Origin of the sequence: Nocardia sp. NPDC050175 (assembly GCF_044459885.1) — a bacterium.
Taxonomy (GTDB): Bacteria; Actinomycetota; Actinomycetes; order Mycobacteriales; family Mycobacteriaceae; genus Nocardia.
Genome location: NZ_JBITJI010000023.1, coordinates 77,051 through 101,665, shown reverse-complemented (window position 1 = coordinate 101,665; position 24,615 = coordinate 77,051). Strand labels below are relative to the sequence as shown.

At 66.0% G+C, this 24,615-nt stretch carries 31 protein-coding genes; 22 read left to right on the top strand and 9 right to left on the bottom strand.

What is annotated here, in order from left to right; genetic code table 11:
• Positions 1-157: 157 nt before the first annotated feature.
• On the bottom strand, positions 158-652 hold the full coding sequence (locus ACIBK2_RS44800) for a MarR family winged helix-turn-helix transcriptional regulator (protein ID WP_396977215.1): 495 nt from the start codon (positions 650-652) through the stop codon (positions 158-160).
• A gap of 62 nt (positions 653-714) precedes the next feature.
• Here ACIBK2_RS44800 and ACIBK2_RS44795 point away from each other — a divergent pair, with 62 nt between their 5' ends.
• Both ACIBK2_RS44795 and ACIBK2_RS44790 read left to right on the top strand, forming a co-directional pair.
• Entirely contained in the window at positions 715-1,995 is a 1,281-nt protein-coding gene (locus tag ACIBK2_RS44795) for an amidohydrolase family protein (RefSeq protein ID WP_396977213.1), read from the top strand.
• 44 nt (positions 1,996-2,039) lie between these two features.
• Positions 2,040-2,924 (top strand): ketopantoate reductase family protein, encoded by an 885-nt coding sequence (locus ACIBK2_RS44790; protein ID WP_396977211.1) that lies wholly within the window; start codon positions 2,040-2,042, stop codon positions 2,922-2,924.
• 31 nt (positions 2,925-2,955) lie between these two features.
• Here the strand turns inward: ACIBK2_RS44790 and ACIBK2_RS44785 are convergent, their stop codons facing one another.
• The gene (locus ACIBK2_RS44785; RefSeq protein ID WP_396977209.1) at positions 2,956-3,462 is read right to left on the bottom strand and encodes an O-acetyl-ADP-ribose deacetylase; all 507 of its coding nucleotides are present in this window, start codon (positions 3,460-3,462) and stop codon (positions 2,956-2,958) included.
• A 163-nt stretch (positions 3,463-3,625) separates the two neighbouring features.
• Entirely contained in the window at positions 3,626-3,928 is a 303-nt protein-coding gene (locus ACIBK2_RS44780; protein WP_396977207.1) for a colicin immunity domain-containing protein, read from the bottom strand.
• 158 nt (positions 3,929-4,086) lie between these two features.
• Here ACIBK2_RS44780 and ACIBK2_RS44775 point away from each other — a divergent pair, with 158 nt between their 5' ends.
• The 7 genes from ACIBK2_RS44775 (at position 4,087) to ACIBK2_RS44745 (ending at position 9,235) form a co-directional block, all read left to right on the top strand.
• On the top strand, positions 4,087-4,683 hold the full coding sequence (locus ACIBK2_RS44775; RefSeq protein WP_396977205.1) for a TetR/AcrR family transcriptional regulator: 597 nt from the start codon (positions 4,087-4,089) through the stop codon (positions 4,681-4,683).
• Complete coding sequence (locus tag ACIBK2_RS44770; RefSeq protein WP_396977203.1) at positions 4,680-5,030, top strand: nuclear transport factor 2 family protein; 351 nt, start codon at positions 4,680-4,682, stop codon at positions 5,028-5,030. The genes ACIBK2_RS44775 and ACIBK2_RS44770 overlap by 4 nt, the downstream gene beginning before the upstream one ends.
• The gene (locus ACIBK2_RS44765) at positions 5,027-5,356 is read left to right on the top strand and encodes a TfoX/Sxy family protein (RefSeq protein ID WP_396977201.1); all 330 of its coding nucleotides are present in this window, start codon (positions 5,027-5,029) and stop codon (positions 5,354-5,356) included. The genes ACIBK2_RS44770 and ACIBK2_RS44765 overlap by 4 nt, the downstream gene beginning before the upstream one ends.
• A gap of 156 nt (positions 5,357-5,512) precedes the next feature.
• On the top strand, positions 5,513-6,448 hold the full coding sequence (locus ACIBK2_RS44760) for an undecaprenyl-diphosphate phosphatase (protein WP_396977200.1): 936 nt from the start codon (positions 5,513-5,515) through the stop codon (positions 6,446-6,448).
• A 170-nt stretch (positions 6,449-6,618) separates the two neighbouring features.
• Positions 6,619-7,314, top strand: coding sequence for an AIM24 family protein (locus ACIBK2_RS44755; protein WP_396977198.1), 696 nt, complete (start codon positions 6,619-6,621; stop codon positions 7,312-7,314).
• A gap of 45 nt (positions 7,315-7,359) precedes the next feature.
• Positions 7,360-8,160 (top strand): hypothetical protein, encoded by an 801-nt coding sequence (locus ACIBK2_RS44750; protein WP_396977196.1) that lies wholly within the window; start codon positions 7,360-7,362, stop codon positions 8,158-8,160.
• A gap of 499 nt (positions 8,161-8,659) precedes the next feature.
• Positions 8,660-9,235 (top strand): TerD family protein, encoded by a 576-nt coding sequence (locus ACIBK2_RS44745; protein WP_396977251.1) that lies wholly within the window; start codon positions 8,660-8,662, stop codon positions 9,233-9,235.
• An 11-nt stretch (positions 9,236-9,246) separates the two neighbouring features.
• On the opposite strand, the gene ACIBK2_RS44740 is transcribed toward ACIBK2_RS44745, so the two are convergent.
• Together ACIBK2_RS44740 and ACIBK2_RS44735 are read right to left on the bottom strand one after the other, a co-directional pair.
• Positions 9,247-10,056, bottom strand: coding sequence for a class I SAM-dependent methyltransferase (locus ACIBK2_RS44740; protein WP_396977194.1), 810 nt, complete (start codon positions 10,054-10,056; stop codon positions 9,247-9,249).
• Between the two features lie 37 nt (positions 10,057-10,093).
• Complete coding sequence (locus ACIBK2_RS44735; RefSeq protein ID WP_396977192.1) at positions 10,094-10,744, bottom strand: winged helix-turn-helix transcriptional regulator; 651 nt, start codon at positions 10,742-10,744, stop codon at positions 10,094-10,096.
• Positions 10,745-10,981: 237 nt separating this feature from the next.
• Here ACIBK2_RS44735 and ACIBK2_RS44730 point away from each other — a divergent pair, with 237 nt between their 5' ends.
• Both ACIBK2_RS44730 and ACIBK2_RS44725 read left to right on the top strand, forming a co-directional pair.
• On the top strand, positions 10,982-11,761 hold the full coding sequence (locus ACIBK2_RS44730) for an oxidoreductase (protein ID WP_396977190.1): 780 nt from the start codon (positions 10,982-10,984) through the stop codon (positions 11,759-11,761).
• A 45-nt stretch (positions 11,762-11,806) separates the two neighbouring features.
• Positions 11,807-12,538 carry an SDR family NAD(P)-dependent oxidoreductase gene (locus tag ACIBK2_RS44725; RefSeq protein ID WP_396977188.1) on the top strand — a complete coding sequence of 244 codons (732 nt, stop codon included), beginning with the start codon at positions 11,807-11,809 and terminating at the stop codon, positions 12,536-12,538.
• A 7-nt stretch (positions 12,539-12,545) separates the two neighbouring features.
• Here the strand turns inward: ACIBK2_RS44725 and ACIBK2_RS44720 are convergent, their stop codons facing one another.
• Positions 12,546-13,436 carry a LysR family transcriptional regulator gene (locus ACIBK2_RS44720; RefSeq protein WP_396977186.1) on the bottom strand — a complete coding sequence of 297 codons (891 nt, stop codon included), beginning with the start codon at positions 13,434-13,436 and terminating at the stop codon, positions 12,546-12,548.
• Positions 13,437-13,616: 180 nt separating this feature from the next.
• On the opposite strand from ACIBK2_RS44720, the gene ACIBK2_RS44715 reads away from it, so the two are divergent.
• The 3 genes from ACIBK2_RS44715 to ACIBK2_RS44705 all read left to right on the top strand — a co-directional run bounded on the left by ACIBK2_RS44715 (position 13,617) and on the right by ACIBK2_RS44705 (position 16,441).
• Positions 13,617-14,060, top strand: a complete 444-nt coding sequence (locus ACIBK2_RS44715) for a nitroreductase family deazaflavin-dependent oxidoreductase (RefSeq protein ID WP_396977184.1) — start codon at positions 13,617-13,619, stop codon at positions 14,058-14,060.
• 113 nt (positions 14,061-14,173) lie between these two features.
• Positions 14,174-14,665 (top strand): MarR family transcriptional regulator, encoded by a 492-nt coding sequence (locus tag ACIBK2_RS44710; protein WP_357377428.1) that lies wholly within the window; start codon positions 14,174-14,176, stop codon positions 14,663-14,665.
• A 171-nt stretch (positions 14,666-14,836) separates the two neighbouring features.
• Positions 14,837-16,441: an MFS transporter gene (locus tag ACIBK2_RS44705; RefSeq protein ID WP_396977181.1), complete on the top strand. Its 1,605-nt coding sequence runs from the start codon at positions 14,837-14,839 to the stop codon at positions 16,439-16,441.
• Here the strand turns inward: ACIBK2_RS44705 and ACIBK2_RS44700 are convergent.
• The gene (locus ACIBK2_RS44700; protein ID WP_396977179.1) at positions 16,425-17,222 is read right to left on the bottom strand and encodes a helix-turn-helix domain-containing protein; all 798 of its coding nucleotides are present in this window, start codon (positions 17,220-17,222) and stop codon (positions 16,425-16,427) included. The two genes, ACIBK2_RS44705 and ACIBK2_RS44700, sit on opposite strands and share 17 nt — an antisense overlap.
• A gap of 101 nt (positions 17,223-17,323) precedes the next feature.
• On the opposite strand from ACIBK2_RS44700, the gene ACIBK2_RS44695 reads away from it, so the two are divergent.
• The 5 genes from ACIBK2_RS44695 to ACIBK2_RS44675 all read left to right on the top strand — a co-directional run bounded on the left by ACIBK2_RS44695 (position 17,324) and on the right by ACIBK2_RS44675 (position 20,293).
• Positions 17,324-17,719 carry a RidA family protein gene (locus tag ACIBK2_RS44695; RefSeq protein ID WP_396977178.1) on the top strand — a complete coding sequence of 132 codons (396 nt, stop codon included), beginning with the start codon at positions 17,324-17,326 and terminating at the stop codon, positions 17,717-17,719.
• Between the two features lie 253 nt (positions 17,720-17,972).
• Positions 17,973-18,371 carry a hypothetical protein gene (locus ACIBK2_RS44690; RefSeq protein ID WP_396977176.1) on the top strand — a complete coding sequence of 133 codons (399 nt, stop codon included), beginning with the start codon at positions 17,973-17,975 and terminating at the stop codon, positions 18,369-18,371.
• A gap of 45 nt (positions 18,372-18,416) precedes the next feature.
• Positions 18,417-18,818 carry a hypothetical protein gene (locus ACIBK2_RS44685; protein WP_396977175.1) on the top strand — a complete coding sequence of 134 codons (402 nt, stop codon included), beginning with the start codon at positions 18,417-18,419 and terminating at the stop codon, positions 18,816-18,818.
• Between the two features lie 141 nt (positions 18,819-18,959).
• On the top strand, positions 18,960-19,565 hold the full coding sequence (locus ACIBK2_RS44680; protein WP_396977173.1) for an MspA family porin: 606 nt from the start codon (positions 18,960-18,962) through the stop codon (positions 19,563-19,565).
• Positions 19,566-19,594: 29 nt separating this feature from the next.
• Complete coding sequence (locus ACIBK2_RS44675; RefSeq protein ID WP_396977171.1) at positions 19,595-20,293, top strand: MspA family porin; 699 nt, start codon at positions 19,595-19,597, stop codon at positions 20,291-20,293.
• Here the strand turns inward: ACIBK2_RS44675 and ACIBK2_RS44670 are convergent.
• Positions 20,290-20,919: a glyoxalase gene (locus tag ACIBK2_RS44670; RefSeq protein WP_396977169.1), complete on the bottom strand. Its 630-nt coding sequence runs from the start codon at positions 20,917-20,919 to the stop codon at positions 20,290-20,292. The genes ACIBK2_RS44675 and ACIBK2_RS44670 overlap by 4 nt on opposite strands.
• Before the next feature lie 350 nt (positions 20,920-21,269).
• On the opposite strand from ACIBK2_RS44670, the gene ACIBK2_RS44665 reads away from it, so the two are divergent.
• Positions 21,270-22,577 carry a glycosyltransferase 87 family protein gene (locus tag ACIBK2_RS44665; protein WP_396977167.1) on the top strand — a complete coding sequence of 436 codons (1,308 nt, stop codon included), beginning with the start codon at positions 21,270-21,272 and terminating at the stop codon, positions 22,575-22,577.
• Positions 22,578-22,646: 69 nt separating this feature from the next.
• On the opposite strand, the gene ACIBK2_RS44660 is transcribed toward ACIBK2_RS44665, so the two are convergent.
• A complete protein-coding gene (locus tag ACIBK2_RS44660) occupies positions 22,647-23,045 on the bottom strand; it encodes a VOC family protein (RefSeq protein ID WP_396977165.1) in 399 nt (132 codons plus the stop codon).
• Between the two features lie 90 nt (positions 23,046-23,135).
• On the opposite strand from ACIBK2_RS44660, the gene ACIBK2_RS44655 reads away from it, so the two are divergent.
• Both ACIBK2_RS44655 and ACIBK2_RS44650 read left to right on the top strand, forming a co-directional pair.
• Complete coding sequence (locus ACIBK2_RS44655; RefSeq protein ID WP_396977163.1) at positions 23,136-24,152, top strand: helix-turn-helix transcriptional regulator; 1,017 nt, start codon at positions 23,136-23,138, stop codon at positions 24,150-24,152.
• Positions 24,130-24,615, top strand: coding sequence for a GNAT family N-acetyltransferase (locus ACIBK2_RS44650; protein WP_396977161.1), 486 nt, complete (start codon positions 24,130-24,132; stop codon positions 24,613-24,615). Before ACIBK2_RS44655 ends, ACIBK2_RS44650 begins: the two co-directional genes overlap by 23 nt.

Sequence of the window (24,615 nt, the reverse complement as noted above, 5' to 3'; positions counted from 1 at the left end):
ACTGAAGACGAGTTCGATGAGCACCCCTACGATGAGTCGCTCCGCCGAAACCGGGCCCAGCCTATCCGGCTCTCCCGGCAACTAGATGCCCCCAATTCAGGTGTCATCCAAGTGATTTCGCCGAATGAGGCTGGTGCGACGGATCGGCGTGGCAACGTCAGTCCGATCCGGATTCCTCCGCCGGCGTGCCGTCCGTTCGACTGTCACCGGCCGACGACACCGCCTGCTCCAAGTTGGCGATCAACCGCGTCAGCAGAGCCGCGAGGTGCTGAATCTCGTTCTCGTCGAAGCCGGCGAGTGCGTCCGCGTGGCCGTGCGACAACACCGCCCGAGCCTCGGGCAGCAGTGACAGTGCCCGGTCGGTGAGCGCGACCAAGCTGCTGCGCCGATCGTGTGGGTGCGGTGTGCGCTCGATCAGGCCGTCGCGTTGCATGCGGGCCAGCAGTTCGGCCATGGCGGGCTGCCCGGCGCTGGATCGGGTGGCCAGTTCCTTTTGGGTCAGGGCGGATCCGTCGGCCAGCGTGCCGAGGACGGGGATCTGGCCTGCCGTGATGCCCAGTGCTCGCAGGCGACCGTCATGGAGCAGGGCGAAGAGCCGGGCCGCATGGTTGATCAGCTGGGCGGGTGCCGATTCGGGGCGCCAATCCGTCATGCCGTCCAAGATACATCGGATCCGATCTAGAATTAATATCGGATCCGATGTACTTTGCTCGCATGATCATTCAGAACGTGACAGTCATCGACGGATCCGGCACAGCGCCGATCGAAAACGCGGAAGTCGGCGTCGCCGGCGAACGGTTCACCGAGGTCCGGCCCAGTACGCCGGACGCGGTGCCTGCCGATGGCGAGGTCATCGACGGCCGTGGCGGATACCTGATCCCCGGACTGTGGGAAAGCCACACGCATTTGGCCGGCTACGCGGCCGCCCTGCCGGAACCGGAGCAGGTTCCCTTCGTCATCCGGGCACTGGCCGATTTCCTGGCAGCGGGGGTCACGACGGTCGTGGACCTGGGCGGATCACTGGACATCGACCGCGCCGTGCGGACGCAAGCAGATCCGGGCGAGACGGCGAAACTCTACTACGCGGGTCCGGTGTTCACCGGAGTCGAGGGCTGGCCGCTGCAGGCACACGGCAACCCGGCCCTGGCCCGTCAGGTCAGCGATCCCGAGCAGGGCCGTCGGCTGGTGCGCGAGCTGGCCGAGGACGTCGACTTCGTGAAATTCATCTACGACGGCGAGCCAGGGGCGCCGGACAAACTGTCGCGTCGCGCCTTGCACGTCATGGTCGAGGCCGCGCACGAGGCGGGGAAGAAAGCGCTCGTGCACATCCGCACGCACGCCGACATCGAAGACGCGGTAGCGGCCGGGGCGGACTGCGTCGAACACGCACCCTTGCCGTCGGGAGACGACGAGCTGACCGAAGCCGGGAAGCTCGCCGATCTGCTGGCGAATTCCGGAACCTACTACTGCCCGACCCTGGTGACCTGGGAGCAGCTCGGGCACGGCGGCGACCGCGGCTACCTGCAGGAACTTCTGGTCGACGGAATCCTCGACGAAGCCAAGGCGCGGACGGTGGCGGCACGGCCCGGATTCGGGCGACCGTTCCCGCACCACCCGGCGGAGGAATCCATGGCACGTTTCCGATACGGGATGCGAACGCTGCCGATCATGCACGCGGCCGGGGTGAAAATCGTTGCGGGCAGCGACGTCGCGCTGACGATACCGTCGCCGCCGTTGGCGTTGCTGCGCGAACTGCAGCTGTTCGCCAAGGCCGGGTTGCCACCCGCCGAGATCATCGTCACCGCGACCCGGCACGCCGCGGAACGGATCGCGATGCCCTCCTACACCGGAACGATCTCCGCGGGTTCGGTGGCCGACGCATTGCTACTCGACCGCGACCCGCTCGCGGATCCGAGCGCCTTGTCCGACCCGGCCGGTCGCGCGGCCACGATCCGCCAAGGCAAAGTGCTGCCGCGGGGCAATCGCATCGAATGAGCCATACTCGGGCTAATCCTGTGTTGGCAGAGTAGGAAACAAGGATGTCCTACTCTGCCAACACGCCTAGCTTGCGCGTCGCTGTCATCGGTCCCGGTGGAATCGGCAGCACCTTCGCCTTTCAGCTCTCCCGCGCAGGCCACGACGTCACCGTCGTCGCTCGCGGCACTCGACTACAGCAGTTGCGCCGTGACGAGGCGATCGTCACGACCACCGGCGAACGGGCCGCTGTGCATGTCGCCGACGAGTTGGACACGACTACCGCATGGGATCTCGTGCTGGTCACGGTTCTCGTTTCAGACGTCGACGCGCTGCTACCACGCCTCGCCGACAGCGCCGCGCACACGGTCATGTTCATGTTCAACACATTTCAGTCCCTCGACCGCCTCCGCGACGCCGTGGGTGCGCAGCGTGCGGTGTTCGGTTTTCCGGCGATGGCGGCCGGCATCGAGGACGGCCGGCTGTCATCGACCATTCTTCGCCGCGGCATACCTACACCCGTCTCGGATGAGCGTTGGGCGATTGTCTTCTCCGACGCCGGAATCCGCTCGGCCATGCACCCCGATATGCAGAGTTGGCTGCGTACCCACGCAGCCCTCGCCGTGCCGTTGATGCTGACCGGACTCGGCGCGCAACATAGCGGCAGGGGTGTGCGCCGACGCGAAGCGATGGCACTGGCGCGCGCCTTACGTGAAGGTCTGAACCTGGTGCGCCGCTTGGGAAACAGCGTCACGCCAAGCCCGATCGCCGTACTCGACCGCCCTCCGGTCCCGGTACTCGCCGCGCTACTGTGGGCCCTCGCCAGGTTCCCGGCGTTCGTCAGAACAACGTCGGTGGCGCCGAAAGGTGAGTCGGCAATGCTGATCGACGAAATGAACTCCGCTGCACCGCAAGGCACCCCGGCGCTGCTGGCAGTCCGGCCCGGGTAATTCGTAATCGCCGATCAGTGCGGTGATCGAATCAGACTGCCGCGGCGAAGGAGTCGTAGGCGTCCGCGCTGAACAGTACGAAACGCACCTCCCGAACCGCGGTGTCGGCGGCTCGTACAGTCTCGACCGCAATGCGGGCACCGTCATCGATCGGCCAGCCGAAGATTCCGGTGGAGATGGCCGGGAACGCAACCGTCTGCGCACCCAATTCGTCTGCCACCCGCAGTGATTCGCGATAGCAGGAGGCCAGCAGCTCCGAGCGATCGTCCTGCGCCGACCACACCGGCCCGACCGTGTGAATCACCCAGCGCGCAGCCAGCTTCCCGCCGGTCGTCGCAACAGCCTTCCCGGTCGCCAGCCCCTTCCCATAATGCGACGCCCGCAGATCACGGCACGCATCCAAGATCGCCGGCCCACCCTTGCGATGAATAGCCCCGTCAACACCCCCGCCGCCGAGCAACGACGAATTCGCCGCGTTCACCACCGCATCCACATCCTGCTCGGTGATATCACCCCGGACCAGCACAAGTTCGACCATGCCCCATTGTCGCCACTCTCATCACCGCAACAAAATCCCAGCCGATGCCTGGCCCCGTTTGACCCCTTGCCCAGCGGGACCAGAGGATGGGGCGAGTCGTGCTCCGACACGAGTCCACCTGTCGGCCAGTCGGTTACGCGCGGCGGGTGCGCAATGAGGCGACTCAGGTTTCTTCGACTCCGAATAGTCGGTCGTATGCCGCGACGGCGCGTTGGCGTAGTTGTTCGTCGTCCAGTCCGTCGGCCTCGATCCGCAGCTGCGGGTCGGAAACGTAGTCGTCGACATCGGCGAACAGTGAGTCCAGGATGCCGAAATCGCGGGGCGAGAGGTGGGCCTGCTCGGACTTGAAGGCTACAAGATATTCCGATTCGAACTTCGGTGCGGCAATCTCGCCGGCGATGAATTTGCGGATCAGGTTTCCGTAGCTGGCAAGACTGTGAACTTCGGCATCATTTCGACGCGTCATACAACCATCACCTCACCTTCTCGCTGCGATATGTCGTCCGCTGGCTGTCCTCCTGGGCCCGGGTCGGCACCCCGGGCGGATGCCGGACTCGGCTCGGCTTGACGGACCTTACCGCCCTGCGTAGTTTTGTGAGCGATCGGTCAACTATTGGAGTTTTGATGGGGCGTAAGCGGAATTGGGATCGGGCGGAGGTGCTGGCGGCCGCGATGGGACTGTTTCGCCGTCGCGGGTTTCTCGGCGCTTCGACGCGCGATCTGGAGCAGGCGACGGGGCTGCACCCCGGGAGTTTGTATCGGGAGTTCACCAGTAAGGAAGAGCTGTTCCGGGCGGCGTTGGCGGCCTACAACGTCGAGGTGGTCCAGGCTCGGGTGCAGCGGTATCTGCTGGACTCGGCGGATCCGCTGGTAGGTATTCGGGAGTTCTTCGTGTCGGCTTTCGAGACCGGTGTCGATCCGGATCCCGGGTGCCTGCTGACCAACTCGGCGGTGGAATCGTTCGGGCTGCCGGAAGCCGGGCCGGAGGTCAGACAAGGCCTGGACATCATCGAGGCCGGGTTTCTCGCCGCTCTGCGCAAAGCGCAGTCGTTGAATCTGCTGCCTGAGCTGCCGCGGACCGATGCGCTGGCCGCGCAACTGCTGACCTTGTATCAGGGTTTGCTGGTGCTGGTCCGAGCAGGCACGCCGAGCGCCAAGTTGCACATGATCACCACAAGTTCGATGGCGTCGATCGGCGTCGCAAGAGAGGCAAAACGATGAGTGACGAACTGCGACTATGGGAGAACTACTCGGCGTGCTGGTCGGCCGAGCCGACCGCGCGGCTCGGCGCGCTCGCGGCGGTCGCGATCGAGCAGATCGCCTACCGGGACCCGGGCATCGAGGTCGGTAGCCGGACCGAATTGGCCACGTACATGCAAGGTTTCGCGGACGCCTTCCCCGGCCACCGGTTCCGCATCGATGAGGTGCTCACGCACCACGATCGGTCGCTGGCATGGTGGACCCAGCTCGGCGCGTCCGGCGATGCGGCGGCGTCGGGCGTGAGCACGGCGCGCCATGACGGCGACCGGCTCGCCGACGTCACCGGATTTTTCGTGCCCGTCGCGTGAGCGGCTCGCGTACGGCCGCGCAATATGTCCTCGATGTGCTCGGCGCGGGCTCCGGATTCGAACTGGGCCGCTTCTTCGGTGGCTGGTCGCTCCGCTACGACGGCAGACAGGCCGGCATCGTCATGGACACCGTCTACGTGAAGGTTCTTCCGGCGCACCGCGACGAGTGGCACGCGGCCGGAGCCCACCCGTTCCGCTATGTCCGCGATCACCGAACCATTTACGTGGAGGCTTACTGGAGCGTCCCACCAGAAGCGCTCGACAACCCTGAATTACTACACACCCTGCTCGTGACCGGTCGCGCGCTGCTCGCTCCGTCCGCCTGAGGCCGCCGAGAATCGCACGGCACCAACGGATTACCGGCTGTTGGTGTCCGTGTGCAGCGCGGTCGAACCGCGGGCACTCGGCGATGATCGTTCGATGATCGTTTACAGCGCTACCTTGCGCAGCGTCCGGCGCGACCACGTGGGAGGCTGTCATCGATGCTCACCTATACCCAGGCCGTGGTGATCGGCGCGTTGCAAGGCATAACTGAACTGTTCCCGATCTCGAGCCTGGGCCATTCGGTGCTGGTGCCCGCGTGGCTGGGTGGATCCTGGAGCGATCTGGTCACCCAGGGCGATTCCGACAACGGCACGCCATATCTGGCGTTCGTGGTCGGGTTGCATGTCGCGACCGCGATCGCCCTGCTGGTGTTCTACTGGCGCGACTGGGTCGGTATCGTCGTCGGCTTCCTCACCACGCTGCGCACCCGCCGGATCGAGACCTCCAGTCAGCGGCTGGCGTGGCTGGTCATTGTCGCCACGGTGCCCGTCGGTGTCCTCGGGTTGCTGCTGGAGCATCCGTTGCGGACGTTGTTCGCGAAACCGCTGGCAGCCGGGCTTTTTCTGACGCTCAACGGTGTCGTACTCATCGCTGGTGAGGTGTTGCGTCGACGCAGTCAGCCGACGCTGGCCGAGTACGGCAGGCGTTTCGCCGAGTCCGAGGCCCGCGCTACGGCGATATCGCAGGGCTACCTCGACACCGACGACGACATCGGACTGGCGGACCTGACCACCAAGGACGCACTGATCATCGGCGCCTCCCAGACCGGTGCGCTGTTCGCGGGCATCAGCCGCTCGGGCATGACGATGGTCGGCGGCCTGCTGCGCGGCCTGGACCACGAAGACGCGGCGAAATTCGCGTTTCTGCTGGCCACCCCGGTCATCCTGGCCGCGGGCGTGCTGAAACTACCGACCCTGGCCGGCCCGCAGGGCAACGGCATCCTCGGACAGGTGCTGGTCGGATCGATCGTCGCAGGCGCCGCGGCTTATCTGGCGGTTCGTTTCCTGGAGCGATACTTCAAGTCGAACTCGCTGCTGCCGTTCGCGGTCTACAGCCTGGTATTCGGGCTGGCCTCGGTGATCCACTTCCGCTGAATGTCGAGCCCGACGATGCGCGGTGAAACTGCTGTGCCACTGCGCGTTCGACAGGGCGTAGCGTGGAAAGTGACGGCCGACAGCCTGGCGCGTCGGATCGCGACCTGTGCGTGTGAGCCGAAAGTTCTTGCGGTGCAAGCGCGTGTGTTCCCTAGTCAAGGGGAGGGACGTTGGATGCCAGGATTCTCGGCACGGTGATGCCGGTGCTCGAGGTGACCCTGGCCCCCGGGGACACTCTGATCGCCGAGGCCGGGCAGTTGTCGTGGATGACCGAATCGATACGGTTACGCACCTCCAGTCGGGTGAGCCCGGGCGGACTACTCGGTGCCGTCAAGCGGGCGGCCGCCGGTGCCGGGTGGTTCCTCACCGAATACACCGCGGCGAAGAGTCAGGGCCGCGTGGCGTTCGCGGCGAAACTGCCGGGCCAGATCATTCCCGTCACGCTCGGGCTCGGCAGCGAGTACCTGGTTCATCGGCACGGATTCCTGTGTGGCACCGGCGATGTGCGCGTCGCGCTGACCTTCCAGCGCCGCCTCGGCGCAGGCATCTTCGGCGGCGCCGGATTCACCCTGCAACGACTCAGTGGTTCCGGATACGCGTGGGCCGAGTTGTCCGGTGAAGTCTTCCAGTACACCCTCGCGCCGGGGGAGACGCTGCGAGTGCATCCGGGGCACGTCGGAATGTTCGATGCCACAGTCGGATTCGACATCACCGTGCTTCGCGGTGTCCGAAACATTCTGTTCGGTGGTGACGGCCTGTTCCTCGCCGCCCTCACGGGCCCCGGTCGGGTATGGCTGCAGTCGCTGACCGTCAGCAATCTCGCGCACGTGCTGCTGCCGTATCTGCCTGAGCCCCAAGGTAATTGATGCGGATAGGCAGCGGGCAACGGTCGCACGGCACTAGGGTCGCCCGTGACGGCGACGATGCTCAGCGGAGGTGAAGCGGTGGAGAACCTGGATCGATCCGGCCCGCCGGACCCGGCAAAGGCGGCGCGACAGGCCCTGCGGCAGTTGCAGGAACAGCTGCGCAAATCCGAGCGGCTGCTCGATCTCGCCGAGGAACAGCAACCGTCACAGACGTTGACGCGGATCGTGCATTCGCGCTGGCCGGTGGCGGCCGCGGTGGTGGTCGCCGTCGCGCTACAGCTGTGCCTGCCGAACAGTTTCACGCCGGGGCATCGGCTGGTGCCCGGTCTCGAGCTCGTGCTGCTCGGTGGACTGGTGGTCGCCGATCCGCGGGGGCGGGCCCGCCCGACCCGGTGGCTGCGCCGGATGATGGTCCTGCTCACCGCGATGATCACGGTGACCAACGGGTGGTCGGCTATCCGGCTCGTCATCGACATCGCGCAGGGCAAGCAGGAAGACGCGTTCATTCTGCTCATCTCCGGTGCCGCGATCTGGGCAACCAATGTGATCGTGTTCAGCCTGTGGTACTGGCAGCTCGACCGGGGTGGGCCGCTCGGTTCCCGTGCCGCGGTCTGCCATCGAGACTTCGTGTTTCCGCAGCAGGCCGACCTGGATCCCACGCTGGTGGAGTGGACGCCCAGCTTCGCCGACTACCTGTATCTCGCCTACACCAACGCGACTTCGTTCAGTCCCACCGACGTCATGCCCTACACGATCCGGGCCAAGATGATCATGATGGTGCAGTCGGCGGTCTCGCTGCTGACCATCGCGCTGGTCATCGCCCGCGCGATCGGCTTGTTCAAGTAGGCCTGCACCGAACGGAATCGGTGGTCATAGCTGAATTCACTATCGGCGTAGGTGCCGCTATGCCGGTTGGCGGTAGTGTCGAAGTGTGATGACCGGTGAGGGGGAGCCGAGAATGCGCGCCGCCTCCACGCACACCCCGTTGGCCGCGCGACTACGTGCTGCGGTGGCGGACGCCCATGCGGATGCGGTGCGCGCTGCGAGCGCGGCCGAGCGCACGGGCATACGGTTGAGCCGCGCGGTGATCGAGCTGATCGAGCTACAGCGGCGCATCACCACGATCGCCGATCAACTCGACAGCACAGGCGACAGGTCGTCGGTGCCGGATCCGCCGATCACCTCGATGGTCGCCGAGTTGCCTGGTGTGAACATTCTGAAACCCTCCGCCGGACCACCGTTGCTGGGACGGGATCGGATGACCCTGGACGCCTTAGGGTCGATGCCGTTCCAGCTGGCCGGGTGGCCGTGGCAATCGTTTGCTGTCGATAGGAAGGAAACCGCGATGAGTGTGACGCTGGCCAAGGGCGGCAATGTATCGCTGTCCAAGCAAGCCCCGAATCTGACGGCGGTGTCGGTCGGTCTGGGGTGGGACGCGCGCGGTACGACGGGTGCCGACTTCGATCTCGATGCCAGCGCCCTGGCGACCGGCCCGGACCGAAAAGTGCTCTCGGACGGGCACTTCGTGTTCTACAACAATCTGCGTTCCCCGGAGGGCTCGATCGAGCACACCGGCGACAACCTCACCGGCGAAGGCGAGGGCGACGACGAGGTCATCAATGTCGATCTCGCCGCGACCCCGCCGACGATCACCAACATCTTCTTCCCCGTGTCGATCCACGAAGCCGACGCCAGGCAGCAGTCCTTCGGGCAGGTCCGCAACGCCTACATTCGTGTCGTAGACCGAGCCACCGGCGCGGAGTTGACCCGCTACGACCTGACCGAGGACGCCTCCACCGAGACCGCGATGGTCTTCGGTGAGCTCTACCGCCACGGCAACGAGTGGAAGTTCCGTGCGGTTGGGCAGGGCTACGCCTCAGGGCTGGGCGGCATCGCCCGCGACTACGGGGTCAACGTCTAACGCAGGCACCGTCAACTTGCCACGGCGACTGCTTGGATTGCCCGCAGTCGTCCGTCGGCCAGCGCGTCGGTGAGGTGTTCGGCCCTTTCGCGGAAGTTGGGGACGAATGCGTGCAGCCCGAGCGGGCTCGGCGGCATCGCCAGCACGGTGCGCATCGTTGTCACGGTCGCCTCGGTGAGGTCTGTCCAGTGTTCGACTGTGTAGCCGGCGGATTCGATCGCGGTGCGTAGCGCGGCCGGGGTGGCCAGGTGCGTGTGCTCGGGCGCCTCCGCCCAGGGCAGCGGATAGTCCAGCGCGCTGCCGTCACCGGCGACGATGTCCCACACGGCGAGCCGCCCGCCGGGTGCGGTGACCCTGCGTGCTTCGCGATACAGGCGGTCCTTGTCGGGCACGTTCATCTGGACGTGCTGGCTGAAGACCACCTGGAAGGACGCGTCGGCGAACGGGAGTTCCGTGACATCGGCCGGGCGGACGACTATCCGATCGTCCAGGTCGACAAGATGATTGAGCCAACGCGCGGTGTCGCAGTATTCCGCGACCATATCGACGCCGGTGACCTGGCAACCGAAGCGAGCAGCGAGGTACCGGGCGGTGCCCCCGATGCCGGTGCCCGCGTCGAGCACCTCGGTCTCGGGCGTCAGGTCGACGAGTTCCACGAGCTGGTAGGTCGCGATGCGCCCGCCGCTGTGGAAATCCTCGAGCAGCGCGAGATCGGCGGGCTCGAGCCGATCCAGATCTTTCCCCGCGGCTATCAGAGCCTGCTCGATGTTGATCCGAGATACCCCGGTTGAGTATTGGGCCGGGATCTGCGTTTCTGTCATGGCTGTTCTCTCGGTTCCTGCAGTGGTACTGGGTAATTCATGGACTTGTTGTTTCCGGCCCGACGGGCCGGAGCCTGGCGAGCACGTCGCGGCGGCCGCGGGTGGTCAGCCCGAGCTGGGTGGCTTGCTCGATATCGAGCACGCCGGTGAGCAGCCCGAGCACGGCGTGCGGGGGACCGTCCAGGACAAGGTCGGGATGGTCGGCCACACCGATGCGTGAATTGATCCGGCCCGCACCGACTTCGAGGACAGCTTCGACACCGGATGAGCTGAGCTGGATGATCACCGGCGGCGCCGCCGGGTCGACGTCGGTGACGAACCACGCCGGTGCGTAGGCGAGCCATTGGGCCCGGAAGGCGTCCTCGGGCCGCACGTCGGTCATCTGGCGAAGTCCCCAGAGCCCCAACGCTTTCAACGTGGGCTCCAGCGCCAGGCCGGCTTCGGTGAGTCGGTAAAGGGTGGTCGCGATGGGCGGCGGCGCATCGTCGCGGCCGATCAGCCCGGCCTGCTCGAGTTCGCGCAGCCGCGTCGACAACAGGTTGGTGGCGATGCCGGGCAGCCCGTTCTTCAGGTCGGTGAACCGGCACGAGCCCTGTATCAGCAGCTCACGAATGATCAGTAGCGTCCACCGATCCCCTACGACATCGAGCGCCTTGGCGATCGAACAGTATTGGGCGTAGGTCCGCATACCGCCATCGTAACGCGTGGAAGTACAGAAAATCTACTTACTGGTTGAAAATTTCTACTATCGACTGGCTGGCAGGTCATGGCCGGAAGTGCTTGCCTGCCATAGGAAGTTCCTATGGCAGCCACTGTCTTTTGGTCTTTGCCTCTCGTACTTTTCCGGACGTACCGTGAAACAGCTCGACACGGTGTCAATCCCTTTCCGTCGAGCGGCAAATACGCAATCGAGAGGACCGGTGGCATGACCACGATCGAGAATGGTTCGGAAACACGCGAATTCGCGGGGAAGCGGGCACTGGTCACGGGAGGTACTCGCGGGATCGGCGCGGCCATCGTGCGCCAGCTGGTGGACGCGGGTGCCGAGGTGCTCACGACCGCCAGGTCGGCGACGAGCACGGTGCCGGCGGGGGCCACGTTCGTGGCGGCCGACGTGCGGACCCGGGCGGGCGCGGAGGCGCTGGCCACGGCCGCGCAGGAGGTGCTCGGCGGGGTGGACGTGCTGGTCCACAACGCGGGTGGGGCGCAGCCGTACGAGGGTTCGGCGGCCATCCCGGACGAGGTGTGGCAGGAGGCGTTGGACCTGAATTTCCTTGCGTCGGTGCGGCTGGACTCGCTGCTGGTACCGGGGATGCGGGAACGGGGTTCGGGGATGATCGTGCACATCTCCTCGGCCGCGGTGCCCACCGCGGCGCCACCGTTCCTGCACTACGTGGCGGCGAAGGCGGCGTTGCAGACCTACAGCCGGGGACTGGCTTTGGAGTTGGCGCCCTTCGGAATTCGGGTCAACGCCGTGTCGCCCGGCAGAACCGCAACCCCCGGCGGCGAAGAAACACGGGAGCTGTGGGCGCGCATCGGTGCGGACGACACTGCGGCGCCGAGCACGAGCAGCACCGTGCCGCTGGGCCGCGACGGTCAGCCCGACGACATCGCCAACGCGGTGCTGTTCCTCGCATCCGACCGGGCGAGCTGGCTGACCGGCAGCAATCTCTTCCTCGACGGCGGCGAGTTCCCCCGGGGCTGACGGTTATTCCCCACGCAGACAAGACATTACGAAAGGTCGCAGATCATGGAGTTGCAGGGCAAGGCCGCTTTGGTCACCGGTGGCACGTCCGGCATCGGGCTGGCAACCGCTCGATTGCTGGCCCGTGCGGGTGCCGAGGTTGTCATCACCGGCCGAGATGCCCAGCGCGGCAAGGACGCTGAACACGCCGCACAGGCGGATGGCGCGGTCCGATTCATTCCGGCCGACCTGGCCGACCTGGACTCGGTCGCCGAACTGGCCCGCCAGAGCGGTCCGGTCGACATCCTCGTCAACAATGCGGGCGCGTTCCCGACCGCACTCACCGTCGACCAGAGCGTGCAGGAGTACCAACGCATCTTCGACACCAATGTGCGCGGTGCCTACTTCCTGGTCGCCGCGCTCGTGCCGCATATGCTCGAGCAGGGCGAGGGCAGCATCGTGAACGTCACCTCGCTCGCGGCGTTCAAGGGCTTTCCCGCCGCCTCGGTCTACAGCGCGTCCAAAGCCGCGCTGACCTCGCTGACTCGCACCTGGGCAACGGAATTCGACGGTGGCGGGGTCCGAGTCAACAGCGTCGCTCCCGGACCGACCCGCACCGAAGGTGTGCTGGCCGAATGGGGTCCGGCAGGCAACGAGGGCGTGGCCAAGGATTTGGGGCTCAAGCGCACGGCCGACTCCTCCGAGATCGCCGAGGCGATCTATTTCCTCGCATCGCCGCGCGCCAGCTACATCACCGGCACGACGATCCACGTCGATGCGGGCGGCAGCGTTTTCTAGCGGCTCGTCAGGACACCGGTGCGAAGGACCTGGACCAGCTCTCCTGACGCAGCTGTTCGAGCAGGGCCGCCGCCGCCCGGCCCACACTGGACCGGACCACGGCGATGACGGGTTGGGACACCATGGGGGACACCGGCCGCACGAGGTGCTCGTAGCCGGCGGGCACCGCGGTGGACGGGACGAGGGTCACCCCCAGCCCCTGGGCGGCCCAGCGCGCGGCCGTCGCCGTCTGGGAGACGCGGGCGGCCGTGGTCGGGGTCAACTCGTTGTCCCGCAACACTTTCAGCAGCACCCGGTCGAGCGCGCTGTCGCGGTCGAACCGCACCCACGGCTCGCGCGCCAGGTCGCGCAGCTCGACCCGGTCCGCGGCGAGCAGCCGATGTCCGGCGCCCAGCACCACGACGAACTCCTCGTCGCCGAGGTGATGGGCGTCGGCGGGCGTCCGCTCGCACTCCGCCATCAGCGCGAGGTCGAGCACGCCCCGACGGCACAGCCGGTCCAACTCGGCGGAGCTCGGCTCCTCGAACACGGTGACCTCCAGCCGCGGGAAGCGGCGCCGCAACGCGCCGAGCGCGCGCGGCAGCTGGCGCGTGCCGAAGCCGAGCTGTGCCGCGACCACCAGTTCGCCGACCAGTTCGTCGGCACCGGCCCGCGCCGTCGCCCGCGCCCGCCGCGATGCGCTCACCGCGACCTCCGCCTCGCGCAGGAACGCATGGCCGACCGCAGTGGGTACCAGTCCGGTCGGCGTGCGATCGAACAGTTGCACGCCGAGTTCTCGCTCCAGACCGCGGATCTGCTGAGACATCGATGGTTGCGCGACATGCAGCAGCTCCGCCGCCGCCGTCACCGAGCCCGCCTCGGCGACGGCCAGGGCGTACTCGTACTGGCGAAGGCTCATCGGCGCTTGTTCCCTTCGTGCAGTGGACCGAGGTCCACCTCGTTGTGAACGCAGTAGTGGTAAGCGCTACAACGCGAGCCGTGCCGGGTTTACTCCGTCAGCTCCAATATTGTATGAGTTTGATACTATACTGGAACCGTAGTTTACGGATGCGATACTTTCGGAGAAGGGTTCCAGGCCATGAACGCAGACAGTTACCGTCGGCTGACCAATACGATCAACAAGGTCATCGTTGGATTGCAGCGCAGGGGAGTGGCTTTCGGGCCGATGCAACTGCTCACCGTCACGGGGCGCAAGACCGGGCAGGCGCGTACGTTCCCGATCGCGGTGAACAAGCTGGGCGACGGACGCTATATCTTCCAAGCCTTCCCGAAGGCCGCATGGGTGGCGAACGCGCGGGCGGCGGACACGGTCACGTTGACCCGAGGTCGCAAGTCGTCGACCGCCCGCCTGGTCGAGGTGCCGGTCGACGAACGTCGCCCGCTGCTGCGCGAATTGGTGACGTCCAGCCCGGCGAGTGTCGGCAACCGCTTCGTGACCACCGGCCTGGCCGAGGCCGCCACGCCGGACGGGATCGCCGCGGCGGCGCATCGGATCGCGGTATTCCGCGTCGAACCGGCCTGATCGAACCGGCGGGTTCGCCGCATATGAACCGACCCGGGCTGCGGTGGCGTCGATCGGTCCGGCGCCGCGATACGATACGGAATCCATACAAACTGACGTGAGAGTAGTGCTGTGTGAGTTCAGTAGCAGATCGGGCCGGGGCGCGGCAGCGGCGGCAGCTCACCGTTGCCGTCAAGGAAGCCGTGCGCGACTTGAATATTCAGCTGTCGCTGCTCAATCGCAGGTTCGGCGGCCGGGTCGAGCTCCGGGATATCGACTGGACCTGCCTCGACCTCGTCAATCGTTATGGCCCGATGACCCCGACCGCGCTGGCGCGCCAGGCCGGGCTGCATCCGGCCACCTTGACCGGGATCCTCGACCGGCTACAGAAGGGCGGCTGGGTCCAGCGCGAGCGGGACCCGGAATCGACGGACCGACGCGCGGTCACCCTCCGCGCGGTGCGCGAACGCAATTCGACGCTCTTCGAGGTGTTCGCCGGAATGAACACCCGGATGGACGAGGTCTGCGAGCACTACTCCGCAGCCGAACTCGAGGTGATCGCCGACTTCCTGCGCCGCACCAGCACTGCGGGGCAAGCCTCGGCCGAGGAATTGGCCGAGGGCTGATTCCTCGGCGGCAAACCTGTCCGCTAAACGCAATTGGTTGTCATCATTTCGCCTTCCCGTCGCGAAATTCCCTCACTACCGTTGAAGACGCGCCCCTTCAGGATGCGCAATTCATTCGAAATCGTCTGCGGGGCAACATCTTTCCCTGCACGTGCGGATATGAGGGACTCGATGTCAACCGCTACTATTACCCCGCCCGGCGCTGCCCGGGCCGGCTCGGACGGCCCCCGTCGCGGCGCAGGCCTGGTGCTGTTCATGGTGTGCTCGGCGATCTTCATGCTGATGCTCGACGCCACCGTCGTATCCGCCACGCTCGCCGATATCCGCACCGACTTCAACACCTCGATCGATGGTCTGCAGTGGGTTATCGACGCCTACGCGATTCCGCTGGCGGGTGTGCTGCTGACCTTCGCCACGGTCGGTGATCGCTACGGACGGAAACGAATGTTCGTCATCGGCATGGTGGTATTCACCGCATCGTCGCTGGCCCTGTCGCTGTCGGAGACCATCTTGCAGCTCAATATCCTGCGCGCGGTGCAGGGTGTCGGCGCGGCAATGCTGTTCGCGACCGCGCTGCCGCTGCTCTCGGTGGCCTTTCCCGATTCGGCCAAGCGTGCCAAGGCAATTGGGATCTACGGTGCGGTGATGGCGGGGGCTTCGGTGGCCGGTCCGGTACTCGGCGGGCTGCTGGTCACGCAGTTCGGCTGGCGCTCGGTCTTCACCATCAACATCCCGATCGGCCTGCTCATCATCGCGCTCGCGGTGCTGCGGATGCCAGAATCGCCGCGGACACCGGATCGGCGCACCGATTGGCTCGGTTCGTTGCTGCTCACCGGTGGGCTGGTGGCCGGGGTCTACGGCATGACTCGCGGCAACGCCCTCGGCTGGGGCTCGGCGACCATCCTGACGTTGGCCGCGCTGGCGGTCGCGCTGCTCGGGCTTTTCCTGGTGTGGCAGTTCCGCACCGCGCACCCTTTGTTCGACGTGTCGATGCTGAAGAAGCCGGGATTCGCCGGTACCGCAATAGTTTCCGTCGCGCACATGGCGACACTGATGGCGGCCTCGAACTATCTCGCGCTGTTCCTCATCAACACCCTCGGCTACACGCCGTTGCAGATGGGCCTGCGGCTACTCCCGATCAGTCTCGCCGCATTGGTGGCGGCACCGCTCGCGGCGATCTACGCCAAGCGCATCCCGATCCCGATCGCATTGCCCGCCACCATGGCGCTCGTCGCCATCGGCATGGTGCTGATCAGCGGCTTCGAGCCGGGCGACGCGTGGACGCACTTCGTGCCAGGCATGGTGATCGGCGGCATCGGTCTCGGCGCCATCACCGCGATTACCCAGGCCGCGTCGCTGACCTTCGCTTCGACGGCGAACGCGGGCATGTCCAGCGCCACCTTCGGCACGCTGCGTCAGGTCGGCATGGCGATCGGGGTGGCCGGTCTCGGCGCGCTGTTGAGCCATACCGCAAAGGACCGCGCGGGCACCGGATTCGACGCGCTCCCGCAGGCCGGACAGATCCCCGCCGGGCTGCGGGAACAGTTCGTCGACGGTGTCGGAGCCGGTGCGGGTTCTTCGGTTGTTCATGCGCTGCCGCCGGAATTCGCCGGTGCTGCAACGGCATTGACCGATACCGCGAATTCAGCGTCGATCGACGGTCTCAATGCACTGGCCAACCTCGGTGCTGGCATCGGCGTTGTCGCGGTGATCGGCGCGGGACTCGCCTTCACCTTCGGCAGGCGGCTGGCCAGGCCGGTTACGCAACCGGTCTAGATCTGTCGTAGTCGGCACCACTCCCGCCGAAGTAGGCGGCGGGAGTGGTGCCGATTTCCCGTCTGAACGCGGTGATGAACGCGCTGGCCGTCTTATAGCCCACCGACCGCGCCACCTGCGAAACGGTCAGTCCCGCGCCGAGCAGCGGAAGGGCGGCGTTGAGCCGCTCGAAAGTCCGCCAACTCTCGAAACTCACCCCCGTCTCGGACCGGAAACGTCGCGACAGCGTCCGCTGTGACGCACCGACCTGCCGACCCCACTCCTCGAGCCCACGGGAATCGGTCGGATCGTTCTTGATCGCCAGCGCAACCTGTCTGGCCTGCGGATCGGTCGGCAAGATCGTCGGAATCGTGGTGACCGACATCGGTTTCACCAAGTCCCACAGCACTGCGTTGGCCCGGGCACGTTCTGCGTCGGCCCCGTTGGGCAGCCCGACGAGATACGTGAGCAGCGGCCCGACCAATCCGGTGGCATCGATGACCGTCGGCTTGTCCCACCGATGCGGGCATTCTGCTGGGTCGAAGAACAGCGACAGCATGTCGACCGGCGAATTGGGTACCACCGAATGCGGCGTATCCCCGGGAATCCACAACGCCCGCGACCGCTGCACAATCCACCGGTAGGCATCGACCTCCATCGCAAGCACCCCATCCGGCACCCAGGTCAGCTGATGCTGCGGATGACTGTGCAGCCCAACCCGCGCCGTCGCCTCCAGCGGGATCACAATGCTCGGATAGGCGGAGTAGTCGAGCCGCGGCGGCGGGGCGTCCGTCGTGTCCATGATCACCGCCTTCCCGTGTTGACAGCAGAATACATGCAGTGACAATATGTGCATGCACCTACATTAATTGCATATACATGCAAAGTTAGAGAGGGTCAGTGATGACCACGCAGCGCATCGAGAAGATCGCCACCACACCCGATTGGTATGAGCCGTACAAGATCTCGCAGGCGATCAAGGCGAACGGCCTCCTGTACGTGTCCGGGCAGGCCGGTATCGACGAGCGGGGGCGCACCGTCTCCGACGACTTTCTGACGCAGGGCCGGCGGGCGTTCGCCAACATCAAGAGAGTTCTGGTGCAGGCCGGGGCCGACCTGGGTGACGTGGTGAAGGTGGGCATCTTCGTCACCGACATGGCCGCCAACCTCGACAAGGTCATTCAGCTCCGCGGGGAGTTCCTCGCCGAGCCCTACCCCGCCGACACTTTGCTCGAGGTGTCCTCTCTCGCCCAGTCCGACTGGCAGATCGAAGTAGAAGTCACCGCCCTCGCTCGCTGACCCATTCGATCGCCGAATTCGGTTGGCGCAGCTGAACTTCAGAGGCGATTAGGCTGATCTTAACTGGCCGAAACGAGTGCGTTGTTTCGCTATGCTGGCTCGGAAAACAACTTGCCGCGGCGCAATGATGCACTATCGCCGGGGTTTTGGGGTCTGGTGGTCGACGCGAGTGGCGCGGCCGTGAATGTTGTTATGCGGGAAGGGTTATCAGCTGATGAGGGCGCGGCGGATGTTGGCGGGGATGGTGGCAGTGGTGAGTGCTGCTCTGGGCGTGGGGATGGCGGCGCCTGCACAGGCGGATCCGCTGCCGCAGGTGACGACGGTCGGCACCACGCTGTTCTCGTTCGGTGACGCGAAGTTCTGTGCGGGCGCGATCGACGTTGCGCTCGAGGCGGCCCCGCGCAGGCCGGGTCATGTGCTGGCGCATGTGACGCCGCGGGGTTATCTGGGCGGTCCGTGTGGCAATCAGGTGAAGTTGGGCTGGGTGGGTTCGGCGGGGCCGCGGACCCAGGATGTCTGGGTCGGCGCGGGTGCGACGCCGGGGGAGACCGTGACGGCGGACCTGTGGGTCGGGCTGGGTCCGGCCAAGGTCATGGCGGCGTCCTGGCCGATCAAGGGCACGTTCGCGGAGTGGTACCTGTTGGTACCGTAGTGATACCTTTGTAGTCAAAGGTAAATCGCGTACGGGAGTATCGGCATGGTCCACGAAGAGTCCCCGCGACCCGCGGCGGGTCGCATCCTGACAATCGGTCTGCATCCGAAATCCCTTGACTACAGCCAATTCCCGGACCTGGACGAGCCGAAGCTGCTCGCGCGCATCGAAACCGGGCACGCCGCAATGCGCGCGGCAGGCTTCGACGCGGTGTCCTGCTTGGTCGGCACCGAACCCGACGAGGCCGAACGCGACATCCGCGCCCACCTCGCCGACGGCCCGATCGCCGTCGCGATGATCGGGGGCGCGATCCGGATGATCCCGGAGCACACCCTGCTGTTCGAACGGATCGTCAACGTGTTGAGCGGAACGGTGTTCTGCTTCAACACCTCACCGGAAACCACCGTCGACGCACTGCGCCGCGCCGGGGTCGTCCCGAACTCCTAGCGAATTCGACCCCGCCGGAACCTATTTGGACAAATGCGACCCCCGCGCCCACATACAGCAAGCCCACCGCTGATTCCCAGCTGACGTTCAACTTCACGTGCGAAGTTTGCGGTTCCTGCTGGCTGTCGAGGATGAGGTTTGATGAGGGTTGTTGATGGTGCCTGCCGCGGCGCGGCCGGGATCGGCGTCGCGCTGGCGGTGCTGATGCTCGGCAATGGGGTCGCGAGCGCCGACACGGTGGTCCCGCTGCCGGACGGCGAACAGGCCCTGACCACGGCGACAGGCATTCCGGTCGACCTGACCAGGACCGGTGAGACCGCGATCATCTCGCCGTCGCTGGCCGCGAACGGCATGTCCCGAACGGCGCAGCTATCGGGCACCACCTACGCCACCGTCCCCGGCGCGACGGCGGGCACCCTGGAGACCGGTTATCTGGTCGGCTGCCAGGTGGATCTGTCCGGTGGGTTGTCGCTCGGCGGCGACGTCTACCTCTCGCCCGACTCGGTGTCACCGGAATTGAGCCCCAGCATCAAACTGGGCCCGGGGGCCGTGGCGGTGGTCAAATTCGGTACCAAGAAGCTCGATCCGGCGGCGGGCGCCGTCGGCATCGCCTACCGCAATCGCGGTATTCAGCTGAGCGGGTGCGGTGGATTCGCACAGGCCCGCGCATACAGCGCGCTGACCGTGACCAACGACCAGGGTTCTGCCGAGGTAATGCTGTACGGCGACCCGTTCAGTGTGGGTTGAGCGTGCGATCGAACGAGAGGAACAGCGCGATGCGCGGTTCATTGTGCGCTGCGGTGGCGTGCGCATTCCTGCTGGTACCGGCCGGTATGGCACACGCGGATACGTCGGTGACGCTGCCTGATGGACATGACCAGTTCACGGTTCGCGATGGTGTCGTCGCGGCGGTCGACCGCACCGGCGAACAAGCCACCATCTCCAGCTCGATGGCCGCGAGCCCGCTGTCGCGCAACGCCTGGGTATCGGGTGTGACGTCGATCCACCTCACCGTGCCGGCCGAGGTCACGGTCAGCGGCGGCCGGATCGAGACCGGTTACCTGGTGGGCTGCCAGGTCGATCTGGGCAGTGCCACGCACGCGGACGGCAGCGGCGATACACCGAGCGACCCGAAGCCCGATACACCCGACAAGCCGGGCAAGGACGGTGGCGGCGGCAACGACGGTCTCAGCGCGGGCGGTTACGCCGGTGGCACCGTCAACAAATCGGGCGTCTCGCCCTACGCCGATCCCTCGATGAGCATTCAGCTCAAACCGGGAAAGGTAGCAACGAAGAAGATCGAGGACTACTCCTTCACCGGCACCTCGGGCATTACCCAGTACGTGAATCACACACTGTCCGTTGAGGGTTGCGCAGGCGCCGCCGAAGCCCGCGCTTACACGACGGTCACCGTGCACGACAACGTGATGGACGATTCGGAGACCCTGTGGGGCCAACCCTTCAGCCTCGGTTAGTGCCCGGCTTCCCAGACGAACCCGTCCGGGTCGACGAACGGTCCGATACCGCTGCCGAGGACGATGCGGTGCGATCCGGTGCCCTCCGGATCGACCCCGGCGTCTTTGGCGGCGGCCTTGCGCCCGTACAGCGCCAGCTTGACCGACGACGCCGGCGCCTCGAACTCGACGTACTTGCTGCCGAAGCTCTTGCCGACGGTCAGGCCGCGGTCGACGTAGAACTGCTTGGTCGCCTTGACGTTGTCGACGCCGAGGAGCACCACGAAATCGTCGACCGCCCTGGTGGCCGGGCCGGTGTCCTTCTTCGCCGAGGTCGCGACCTTCCAGATCGCGCCGTCCGGCGCCTGGATCACGCCGCCGTAGCCCCAGAAACTCTTCTTGGCGGGCTTGATCGTGGCCGCGCCCGCGTCGAGCGCGGTGCCGATCAGGCTGTCGACGGTGCTCGGCTGCGACACCACGAGCGAGAGGATGTAGCCGCGGAACCCGTTCGTCGGTGTGTCGGTGGCGCGGATATGGAGCTTGTCGCCGAGGCCGAACGCGGCGTCGTAGAAGGCGGTGGCCGCCCCGGGGTCGGAAACCTCGAGGGTGACGGACTCGATAGTGGTCTGATCAGTGCTGATGTTCATGGCAGCAACGCTAGGTGCCGCCCGGCGACCAGCGCTTCTCGATTCCTGACCGGTCTGCTCGGGCGTTGCGCCCTCGGCTCGCGTCTTGCGGATTTCGACCGTTTCGTCCGCTTGATCCAGTTCGTGCAAGACCGCTTTACGAACTCCGCGACGAGAACTCGGTCACCGCAGCCTGATTGGTATCGAGGAACCAAACGGCTTGAACTGCCACATCATTCGATGCGTGACAGCGTCGGGCCGTGTATCGGAGACATCTGTGGGTATGCCCAGTTGCGGTCGCGCTGGAAAGCGCGCTCGGTCGCCGCTAGCGTGGGGTGGCGCGCACGGAGTCGGATAGCTGGGAGTTGAGTTTGTCGACATCGACGATCGAGAACATCGAAATGTCCGTCCCCGCGCCGAATGAGCCCCGCACCATCACGCCGTTGGTGTGGTGGTCGATCGTGCTGGCCGGTGTCGTCGCCGGTGGGTATTACCTGGTGCAGGTGCTCGAGCATCGGCAGGTGATGCTGCATCTGATCGACCTGAGTGTCTATCAGATCGCCGGCGATCGGGTGAGCCATCACGTCTCGGTGTACGACAGTCCGCTGCTCGGCAACACCCGAGGTGTGTGGGAGTTCGTCTACACGCCGTTCGCCGCACTGCTGTTCGTTCCGCTGCGCTGGATACACGGTGACCTCTACACATTCGTCGGCGGCCTCGGCAATTTCGTGATGCTGGCCGCGTCCTGCTGGGTGGCGCTGTCGATGCTCGGCTACCGGCGGGACCGACGACTGGCCATCGCGGCCGTCGCGATCGCCGGACTGCTGATGTGGTGCGAGCCCATCCGCATGACCATGGCCTTCGGTCAGGTCAACATCTTCCTGCTGCTGATCGTCATCGTGGACATGGCGCTACCCGACACCTCGCGCTGGAAGGGCGTGCTGACGGGTATCGCCGCAGGCATCAAACTGACGCCGGCCTTCTTCGTGCTCTACCTGCTGGTCACCCGCCGCTACCGGGCCGCAGCCACCGCGGTGGGCGCGTTCGCCGCGACGATGGTCATCGGTTTCGCTGTGCTGCCGAAGGATTCGCTGACGTACTGGAGTGGCGCCTTCATCGACCCGCAACGCGTCGGCATCCCCGCGAACCTGTCGAACGAATCGCTGCGCGGCATGATCGCCCGCGCGGTCGGCGTCGAAGGCGCACATCAGTTGCTCTGGTTGGCCGGCGCAGCTGCCATGGCCGCCCTCTGCCTATACCTGTCCCGCCGCCTCTCCCGAATGGGCCACGAACTACCCGCCGTAGTGTGCGTCGGCGTCACCATGACAGCCGTATCCCCCTTCAGCTGGGTACACCATTGGGTCTGGCTAGCCCCCCTCCTCATCTACCTGGCCGACCTAGCACTCCGCCGCCGCGGCCTCCTAGCCCCTCTCGGCTTCCTAGTAACCGCCCTAGTCGTCTCCAGCGGCATCCTCACCTTCTACGACCCAACCCTCGTCAGCATCTTCGACTACGCCGACCGAGCCCGCCCCTCCCTCCTCTACCGCAACGCCTACCTCTGGCTGACCGTGGTACTGCTCGCAGCCACCGCCATAGCCCTACGTCGATCGACGGCTCGCACGCAGCCGTCAGCGGAGACGGCCGACGCTCAGCGTGCGGAATCGCCTACGAGCAGTTGACGTCGCTCTCGAATGTCATTGTGGCGCTGTCTGTTAGGGCGTCCGGGCGCTGCCGTCGCTGAAATCGACTCAGCGCGCGAACTTTTCGATGGCGGCGGGGGTTACGGGGGTGAAGAAGTTGATGAGGTTGCCGTCTGGGTCGCGGAAGAGGAGGGCGCGGTTGCCCCAGGGCATGGTGGTGGGTTCGTTGACGAAGTCGGTGACGAAGGTGGTCAGGTTTTTGTAGATGGTGTCTACGTCGTCGACTAGGAATTCGATGATGACGCTGTGGTTGTCGGCGGGGTGGGCGGAGTTGGGGGCGAAGAGGGGGACTGTGCGGGTGCTGCCGATTGCGAGGGTGGCGGACGGGGTGGTGAGTTCGGCGAAGTCTTCGGTGGACCAATGGGCTTGCAGGCCGGTGGCGCGTTCGTAGAAGGCGACGAGGCGGGTGATGTCGGCGGTGATGATGCGGATCGAGACGAAGTTCATGGGTGCTCTCCTGGTCGGTCGGTGGTCTTGACCGAACGGTATGGCTGATACCGGACAGAATCCGCCCGGTATATGAGAGAGACTTAGATCATGTCCCGGCCTATTGCTCGCGTGCTCGCGCTGCTGGAGCTTTTGCAGGCGGGTGGTACGCGGACCGTGGCGGAACTTGCCGACCGGCTCGAGGTCGATGAGCGAACGGTGCGGCGGTATGTCGATCACCTGCTCGACCTCGACGTGCCGGTCGAATCGGTGCGTGGCCGCTACGGCGGGTATCGGCTCGCATCGGGTTACCGGATGCCGCCGCTCATGCTCAGTGATGACGAAGCGCTGGCCGTGCTGCTCGGCCTGGTCGCGGGTCGGCGCGCAGGCTTGCTGACGAGCACGGGGTCGGCGAGCGAGACTGCGGCGGCGAAGATTCGGCGGGTGTTGCCGGAACGGCTCGGTCGCAGGCTCGATGCCGTGCTCGGCTCGCTCGCCTTCACCGCCACGCCCGCCGAGACGACCGCCCCGGAGACCTCGGTTCTGCTCACGATCGCCGACGCGGTCCGCCAGCACTGGCCGATCTCGATCCGGTACACCGCCGCCGACGGCCGACGCACCGAACGCACGCTGCACCCGTATGGACTCGTCGCGCACTCGGGCCGGTGGTACGTGACCGGTGCCGACCCTGCGATCGGCGAAGACCGAACATTCCGGCTGGATCGCGTCACCGCCGCACGCACTTTGCCCGGTTCGTTCGAGCCGCCTACCGAATTCGACCCGGCAGCGCGCGTCCTGACCGGACTCGCCACCGCGCCCTACCGGCATGAGGTGACGCTCCGGATCCAAGGCACCGCCGAGCAGATCCGCCCCCGACTTCCCGCCAGCATCGCGATCGTGACGGAGCCGCCATCGGATTCGGACTGGTCCCGCGTCGAACTGCGCGCCGAACGCCTCGACTGGTTACCGCCCGCGCTCGCGTCCCTGGACCTGCCGTTCGTTATCGAACGCCCGGACGAACTCCGCGACCTCGTCGCGGCGCTTGCCGACCGGCTGATGCAGTCGGCCCAGCGAAAACCGCCGCGCACCAGGCAGACTGGAGCGCATGGCGATGGTGAACATCCGTAAAGCGACTTCCCAGGACGAGGCGGCACTCGCCGATCTCAACTGGCGTAGCTGGACTCCGGTGGCCGAGATCGCGCCGCGCCCACCGCGTGACGCCACGTTTTTCGGCGGAGCCAGTGAACCGGAGCACTATCTGGTTGCCGAACTCGACAACCGTCTGGTCGGCTACCTCCGCCTGGTTCAGCCGATACCGGTCCCGAGCGCCGCACACGTCCGCCAGATCCAGGGCCTCGCCGTCGACGAGGAATTCCGCGGCCACGGCATCGGAACAGACCTCCTCGAAAGAGCTTTCGCCGAAGCCCGCGGCGAGGGCGCCACCCGCCTGACCCTGCGCGTCCTCGCCCCGAACACCGACGCCCGCCGACTCTACGAACGCATGGGCTTCACCGTCGAAGGCACTCTCCACCACGAATTCCTCATCGACGGCACCTATGTCGACGACATCCTGATGGCCCGCGCGATCTAA

Excerpts from the sequence above, each read along its gene's own strand:
- ACIBK2_RS44700 (WP_396977179.1), bottom strand. The coding sequence starts at position 17,222 with ATGGACACGACGGACGCCCCGCCGCCGCGGCTCGACTACTCCGCCTAT.
- ACIBK2_RS44745 (WP_396977251.1), top strand. The coding sequence starts at position 8,660 with ATGAGTGTGACGCTGGCCAAGGGCGGCAATGTATCGCTGTCCAAGCAA.
- ACIBK2_RS44695 (WP_396977178.1), top strand. The coding sequence starts at position 17,324 with ATGACCACGCAGCGCATCGAGAAGATCGCCACCACACCCGATTGGTAT.
- ACIBK2_RS44775 (WP_396977205.1), top strand. The coding sequence starts at position 4,087 with ATGGGGCGTAAGCGGAATTGGGATCGGGCGGAGGTGCTGGCGGCCGCG.
- ACIBK2_RS44705 (WP_396977181.1), top strand. The coding sequence starts at position 14,837 with ATGTCAACCGCTACTATTACCCCGCCCGGCGCTGCCCGGGCCGGCTCG.
- ACIBK2_RS44785 (WP_396977209.1), bottom strand. The coding sequence starts at position 3,462 with ATGGTCGAACTTGTGCTGGTCCGGGGTGATATCACCGAGCAGGATGTG.
- ACIBK2_RS44660 (WP_396977165.1), bottom strand. The coding sequence starts at position 23,045 with ATGAACTTCGTCTCGATCCGCATCATCACCGCCGACATCACCCGCCTC.
- ACIBK2_RS44720 (WP_396977186.1), bottom strand. The coding sequence starts at position 13,436 with ATGAGCCTTCGCCAGTACGAGTACGCCCTGGCCGTCGCCGAGGCGGGC.
- ACIBK2_RS44795 (WP_396977213.1), top strand. The coding sequence starts at position 715 with ATGATCATTCAGAACGTGACAGTCATCGACGGATCCGGCACAGCGCCG.
- ACIBK2_RS44800 (WP_396977215.1), bottom strand. The coding sequence starts at position 652 with ATGACGGATTGGCGCCCCGAATCGGCACCCGCCCAGCTGATCAACCAT.
- ACIBK2_RS44715 (WP_396977184.1), top strand. The coding sequence starts at position 13,617 with ATGAACGCAGACAGTTACCGTCGGCTGACCAATACGATCAACAAGGTC.
- ACIBK2_RS44730 (WP_396977190.1), top strand. The coding sequence starts at position 10,982 with ATGACCACGATCGAGAATGGTTCGGAAACACGCGAATTCGCGGGGAAG.
- ACIBK2_RS44760 (WP_396977200.1), top strand. The coding sequence starts at position 5,513 with ATGCTCACCTATACCCAGGCCGTGGTGATCGGCGCGTTGCAAGGCATA.
- ACIBK2_RS44770 (WP_396977203.1), top strand. The coding sequence starts at position 4,680 with ATGAGTGACGAACTGCGACTATGGGAGAACTACTCGGCGTGCTGGTCG.
- ACIBK2_RS44740 (WP_396977194.1), bottom strand. The coding sequence starts at position 10,056 with ATGACAGAAACGCAGATCCCGGCCCAATACTCAACCGGGGTATCTCGG.
- ACIBK2_RS44675 (WP_396977171.1), top strand. The coding sequence starts at position 19,595 with ATGCGCGGTTCATTGTGCGCTGCGGTGGCGTGCGCATTCCTGCTGGTA.
- ACIBK2_RS44650 (WP_396977161.1), top strand. The coding sequence starts at position 24,130 with ATGGCGATGGTGAACATCCGTAAAGCGACTTCCCAGGACGAGGCGGCA.
- ACIBK2_RS44655 (WP_396977163.1), top strand. The coding sequence starts at position 23,136 with ATGTCCCGGCCTATTGCTCGCGTGCTCGCGCTGCTGGAGCTTTTGCAG.
- ACIBK2_RS44685 (WP_396977175.1), top strand. The coding sequence starts at position 18,417 with ATGGTCCACGAAGAGTCCCCGCGACCCGCGGCGGGTCGCATCCTGACA.
- ACIBK2_RS44680 (WP_396977173.1), top strand. The coding sequence starts at position 18,960 with ATGAGGGTTGTTGATGGTGCCTGCCGCGGCGCGGCCGGGATCGGCGTC.
- ACIBK2_RS44725 (WP_396977188.1), top strand. The coding sequence starts at position 11,807 with ATGGAGTTGCAGGGCAAGGCCGCTTTGGTCACCGGTGGCACGTCCGGC.
- ACIBK2_RS44790 (WP_396977211.1), top strand. The coding sequence starts at position 2,040 with ATGTCCTACTCTGCCAACACGCCTAGCTTGCGCGTCGCTGTCATCGGT.
- ACIBK2_RS44670 (WP_396977169.1), bottom strand. The coding sequence starts at position 20,919 with ATGAACATCAGCACTGATCAGACCACTATCGAGTCCGTCACCCTCGAG.
- ACIBK2_RS44780 (WP_396977207.1), bottom strand. The coding sequence starts at position 3,928 with ATGACGCGTCGAAATGATGCCGAAGTTCACAGTCTTGCCAGCTACGGA.
- ACIBK2_RS44735 (WP_396977192.1), bottom strand. The coding sequence starts at position 10,744 with ATGCGGACCTACGCCCAATACTGTTCGATCGCCAAGGCGCTCGATGTC.